The organism is Streptomyces sp. NPDC049577 (assembly GCF_040675635.1).
Classification (GTDB): domain Bacteria; phylum Actinomycetota; class Actinomycetes; order Streptomycetales; family Streptomycetaceae; genus Streptomyces.
The window spans coordinates 1-5549 of the sequence record NZ_JBFAPH010000391.1; the positions used below are offsets into that span (position 1 = coordinate 1).

General features: G+C 75.0%; 4 protein-coding genes and 1 pseudogene. All 5 read left to right on the forward strand.

The window, feature by feature from the left end; translation table 11 throughout:
• The coding region (locus AB0K09_RS29185; protein WP_366068414.1) for an ABC transporter permease at positions 1-610 on the forward strand (610 nt) is incomplete at its 5' end.
• A complete protein-coding gene (locus tag AB0K09_RS29190; protein WP_366068415.1) occupies positions 607-1596 on the forward strand; it encodes an ABC transporter permease in 990 nt (329 codons plus the stop codon). The genes AB0K09_RS29185 and AB0K09_RS29190, both read left to right, overlap by 4 nt.
• Entirely contained in the window at positions 1593-3254 is a 1662-nt protein-coding gene (locus tag AB0K09_RS29195; RefSeq protein WP_366068416.1) for an ABC transporter ATP-binding protein, read from the forward strand. Before AB0K09_RS29190 ends, AB0K09_RS29195 begins: the two co-directional genes overlap by 4 nt.
• Before the next feature lie 164 nt (positions 3255-3418).
• Positions 3419-4990: a DUF3492 domain-containing protein gene (locus tag AB0K09_RS29200; RefSeq protein WP_366068417.1), complete on the forward strand. Its 1572-nt coding sequence runs from the start codon at positions 3419-3421 to the stop codon at positions 4988-4990.
• Positions 4987-5549: pseudogene (locus AB0K09_RS29205) on the forward strand (hypothetical protein); the annotation flags it as partial. The gene AB0K09_RS29200 and the pseudogene AB0K09_RS29205, both read left to right, overlap by 4 nt.

A 5549-nucleotide genomic window follows, 5' to 3' on the forward strand; every position in this document is an offset into this window, starting at 1 on the left:
CCGCTTCGTCGACAGCGTGCTCAGCCACGTCACCGACGTCATGGTGGCCATGCCCATGCTCGTCTTCGCCATCGCGCTGACCGCCGTCGTCCCCACCGACTTCCCGCGCCCGGTCCTGCTCGTGCTCGTCATCGGGCTGCTCGCCTGGGGGCCGACCGCACGGCTGGTCCGGGCCCAGACGCTGGGCATGAAGAAGCTCGACTTCGTCGCCGCCGCACGGCTGACCGGCGCCTCGCCCTGGCGCGTCGCCCGGCGCGAACTGCTGCCCGCACTCGCCGCGCCCGTCATCACCTACGCGGCCATCCTGCTGCCCACCAACATCGTCACCGAGGCCGGACTGTCCTTCCTCGGCGTCGGCGTCAAACCCCCGACCCCCTCCTGGGGCCAGATGCTCTCCTCCGCCACCACCTGGTTCCGCACGGACCCGATGTACGTGCTGCTGCCGGCCCTGCTGCTGTTCGTCACCGTGCTCGCCTTCACCGTGCTGGGCGACGCCGTGCGCACCGCGCTGGACCCGCGCGAGGCGTCCCGGCTGCGCGTCGGCCGCGCGCGGAAGGGCGCGCAGAAGAAGGCGCAGAAGAACGCGCAGAAGAAGGGGAGTGCGGCATGACCGGCTATCTGCTGCGCCGCGCGATCGGAGCGCTCGTCGTGCTCCTCGCGCTCTCCGTCGTCGTCTACGCGCTGTTCTACCTCGCGCCCGGCGACCCCGCGCGCCTGGCCTGCGGACCGCGCTGCAACCCCGAGCAGATCGCCCAGGTCCGCGACCAGCTCGGCCTCAACGATCCCGTGTACACGCAGTACTGGCACTTCCTCCAGGGCGTCGTCGCCGGCCACGACTACTCCACCGGCACCGGCCTGCTGCACTGCGACGCCCCCTGCTTCGGGCTCTCCTACCAGAACGACCAGCAGGTCACCGAACTGATCGGCCAGCGGCTGCCGGTCACCGCCTCCCTGGCGCTCGGCGCGATGGTCTTCTGGCTGCTGCTCGGCGTCGGCACCGGACTGCTGTCCGCCCTGCGCCGCGGCGGCGTCACCGAGCGCGTGCTGACCTGGCTCACGCTCGCCGGCACCGCGACCCCGGTGTTCATCATCGGGCTGATGCTGCTGATGGTCTTCTGCGCGTACCTGGAATGGCTGCCCTTCCCCTCGTACGTCGCATTGTCCGACGACCCCGAGCAGTGGGCCTGGAACATGCTGCTGCCGTGGATCGCGCTCGCCCTCATCGAGTCCGCGAAGTACGCCCGGCTCACCCGCAGCGCGGTCCTGGAGACGCTGGCCGAGGACCACATCCGCACCTTCCGCGCCTACGGCGTCACCGAGCGGGCCGTCGTCGGCCGGCACGCGTTGCGCGGCGCGCTGCCGCCCGTGATCGCCCTGTCCGCGGCCGACCTCGGCTCGATGTTCGGCGGCGCGGTGCTCACCGAGACGCTGTTCGGCCTGCCCGGGCTCGGCCAGCTGCTCGTCCACGCGACCACCACCGTCGACCTGCCGGTCGTCGTCGCCGTCGTCCTGGTCACCGGCGCCGCCGTGGTGATCGCCAACATCCTGGCGGACGTGCTCTACGCCGCCGCCGACCGAAGGGTGGCCCTGCGATGACCGAACCGCTGGTCACCGTCACCGACCTGTCCGTCGCCTTCCACGCCGCGGCGGGGAGCGCGGACGGCTTCGTCCCGGCCGTGGACGGGCTCTCCTTCGAGCTGCCGCCCGGCGGGGCGCTGGGCATCGTCGGCGAGTCCGGCTCCGGCAAGAGCACGGCCGCCTACGCCCTGCTCGGCCTGCACCGGGGCACCGGCGCCCGCGTCACCGGCACGGTCCGCGTCGCCGGCCACGACGTCCAAGCGGCCGACGAGGCCGCTCTGCGGCGGCTGCGCGGCGGCGTGGCGGCCATGGTCTTCCAGGACCCGCTCTCCTCGCTCGACCCCTACCAGGCCATCGGCGACCAGATCGCCGAGGTCCACCGGACGCACCGGCGGGGCGCCTCCCGCCGCGCCGCCCGCGCGCGGGCCGTCGAGGTCCTCGACCGGGTCGGCATCCCGGACGCCGCCCGGCGCGCCCGCTCCCGCCCGCACGAGTTCAGCGGCGGCATGCGCCAGCGCGCCCTCATCGCCATGGCGCTCGCCTGCGAGCCCCGCCTGCTGATCGCCGACGAGCCCACCACCGCCCTCGACGTCACCGTCCAGGCCCAGATCCTGGACCTGCTGCGCGAACTGCGCGCCGAGACGGGCACCGGCCTGCTCCTGGTCACCCACGACCTGGGCGTCGCCGCCGGCAGCGTCGACGAGCTGCTCGTGATGAAGGACGGCCGCGCGGTCGAACACGGACCGGTCCGCGAGGTGCTCGACACTCCGCGCGAGACCTATACGCGTGACCTATTGGCGGCCGTCCCCCGGCTCAACGTCCGTCGGAAGGAAACCGCCCCTCACGGAGTTGACGAATCCGGCCGTCCGGACGGTTCTTCCGGGGACGGGGCCGAGGTGCTGCTCGAAGCCGTCGGCCTCCGCCGGGAGTTCGGTCGCGGCAAACGGTCCCTGACGGCCGTGGAGGACGTGTCGCTGACCGTGCACGCCGGTGAAACCGTCGGCGTGGTCGGCGAGTCCGGCAGCGGCAAGACCACGCTCGGCCGGATGCTCGTCCGGCTGCTCGACCCCTCCGGCGGCGAACTGCGCTACCGGGGACGGGAGATCGGCTCCCTCAAGGAACGCGAACTGCGGTCCTTCCGCGGCGAGCTGCAGATGGTCTTCCAGGACCCCGTCTCCTCGCTCAACCCCCGGCGCAGCATCGGCGAGTCGATCGCCGACCCGCTGCGCGCCGCCGGCCGGCTCGACGAGGGGCAGATCACCGCCCGGGTGCGCGAACTGCTGGAACGCGTGGGCCTCGACCCCCGTGCCCACCACCGCTACCCGCACGAGTTCAGCGGCGGCCAGCGGCAGCGCGTGGGCATCGCCCGGGCGCTCGCCCCAGAGCCGCGCCTGATCGTCTGCGACGAGCCGGTCTCCGCCCTCGACGTCACCACGCAGGCGCAGGTCGTGCGGCTGCTCGGCGAGCTCCAGCGCGACCTCGGGCTGGCGCTCGTCTTCATCGCCCACGACCTGGCCGTCGTCCGCCAGGTCAGCGACCGGCTGGTCGTGATGAAGGGCGGCCGCGTCGTGGAGCAGGGCCCGGCCGACACCGTCTACGAGCAGCCCTCCCATCCCTACACGCGCGGCCTGCTCGCCGCCGTGCCGGCGCTGGAACGGAGCGGAGCCGCCGCATAGCGCGGGTCAACGCACCGTCCTGGCGAAAGTCACGCCCGTTCACCCCTTCCGGTGGCGCGACGGACAACCGTCCGCCGCGCCACCGGTGAGCGCGCATAGCGTGCTCCCGCTGCCGTACGCGGTGGTTGCCGACCAGGTCGCGAAGGGAAGGCGGGGATGCGTTCGTGCGTGTGGGACTGCTGTCCGAGGGCGGCTATCCGTACGCCGTCCGTGAAGGCGGCGCATGCGCCGGCACAGGCGCCGACGAGGGCGGGGAGTGGTGCGACCGGTTGGTGCGCGGGCTCGGCCAGCACGACTTCGAGCTCTACGCGCTGAGCCGCAGCGCCCGCCAGGAGGACGGCGGTTGGCACGCCCTGCCGGGCAACGTCCGCCGGGTGCGCTCGGCCCCGCTGTGGGGCGGCCCCGCCCCCGGCGCCACCGGGCGCGCGTACGGCGCGTACGGACGGGAGCAGCGGCGCCGGTTCGCCGCCCACTTCGGTGACCTGGCCGCCGCGATCACCTTGCCGGGCGACCAGGCGTACCGTTTCGCCGATGGCCTGGGCGGACTCGCCGACCTCGCCCGCGACGAGGGCGGCCTCGCCGCGGCGCTCCGCTCCGAACAGGCCCTGCGCACCCTGGAGAACGCCTGCCGCGCGCCCGGCGCGCACCCCACCGTGTACGGTACGCGCGTCAGCGACCTCCTCGTCGTCTCCGGCTTCCTCGAACGGGCGCTGCGTCCGCTCTCCCTGGACTGGTACGGCAGCGCCGACGGCGACCGGGGCCTGGCCGGTGTCGACCTCTGCCACGCCACCTCGGCCGGGCCCGCCGCCCTCCCGGGCCTGCTGGCCAAACGCTTCTTCGGTACGCCCCTGGTCGTCACCGAGTACGGCGTCCGGCTGCGCGAGCACTATCTGGCCGGGCCGGAGGGGCTCTCCACGCCCGTCCGCACCCTGCTGTCCGCCTTCCACCGGCAGCTGGCCCTCCAGATCTACGGCCAGGCCGCGCTCGTCACCTGCGGCGACGCCCGGGCCCGCGGCTGGCAGGAGCGCTGCGGGGCCGACCGCGCCCGGCAGCGCACGATCCACCCGGGCATGGACGCCGGCCTGTACGAGGAGGTCGGCGAGGCCGCACCCGGCGAACTGGACGACGGCCGCACCCTGGTGTCCGTGGGCGGCACGCCCGAGCCCCACCTGTGGGAGGCCCTCGCCGCCGTACGGGCCGCCGAGCCGGACACCGGACTGAGGGTCATCGGCGCGACCGGCACGGCCTCCCAAGCACCCTGCGAGGGTGTCCGGTTCGGGGCGGACACCGGCCCCGAGGTCTACGCGGCGGGCAGCGTCGTCATCCTGTCCGGGCTCGTCGACGGCTTCCCGACCGCCCTGGCCGAGGCCATGTTCTGCGGCCGGGCCACCGTGTCGCCCGACACCGGCGCGGTCCGCGAGGTCATCGGCGGCACCGGCCTGCTGGTCCCCCCGGGCGACGCCGGGGCCCTCGCCGAGGCCTGCCTGGCACTCCTGCGCGACCCCGAACGCAGGGCGCGGCTCGGCGCCGCCGCCCGCGCCCGCGCCCTCGAACTGTTCACCGTCGAGCAGAACGTCGCCGCCTTCGGCGCCCTCTATCTCGAAGTCCTCTCCAAGGCGCCCGTCCAGCACGCGGCGCCCGACCCCTCGGTGCCCTTCGCGCACGCCGCCGGGGCCCATCCGCCCCTCGCCTGGTCGCCACGCTCCTCCTCTCCCACCTGGGCAGGCCGTCCATGACCACCTCCCTCCGGAACGACGGCGCCCCGGCCCCCGCGGGCATACCCGAACCCCACGCCGACCCGGTCAGGGGACTGCTGCACCGCCACCGCGCCCTGTGCGCCGGCGCGGTCGACGCCCTGGAGATCGCCGCCGGGCTGGAGGCCCGCGGCGTCACCGACCGGACGGCCGCCGACTACCGGCACCGCGACGTCTTCTCCCTCGCCGAGGAGCTCCACGCGCGCGTGGAGCACGAACAGGGCGGCGCGGGCCGGACGCCGCGGGGCGCGGAGACCGGCAGCGGGCCCGCCCCGTCGCGGGGCCGGTGCCCGGCCCGCCGGGCCGCCTGGGGCCTGCTCGGCACCCTGGCCTGGCTCTGGCTGCTCGGCTACGGCCTGTTCGGCGAGCGCCTCCTGGCCGCGCTGCTGCACGGCCGGCGCGGCGGCGGGGCGCGCGCCCTGCTCGCGGCCGCGGCCCCCACCGCCCTGGCCCTGGCCTGCGCGCTCGTACCGGCCGCCTGGTGCGCGCACTGGTTCGCCGCCCGGGTGCGGCGGGCGCTCGCGGACAGCAGGAGCCTGGC

Coding starts and splice junctions, on each gene's coding strand:
- AB0K09_RS29190 (WP_366068415.1), top strand. CDS start 607: ATGACCGGCTATCTGCTGCGCCGCGCGATCGGAGCGCTCGTCGTGCTC.
- AB0K09_RS29195 (WP_366068416.1), top strand. CDS start 1,593: ATGACCGAACCGCTGGTCACCGTCACCGACCTGTCCGTCGCCTTCCAC.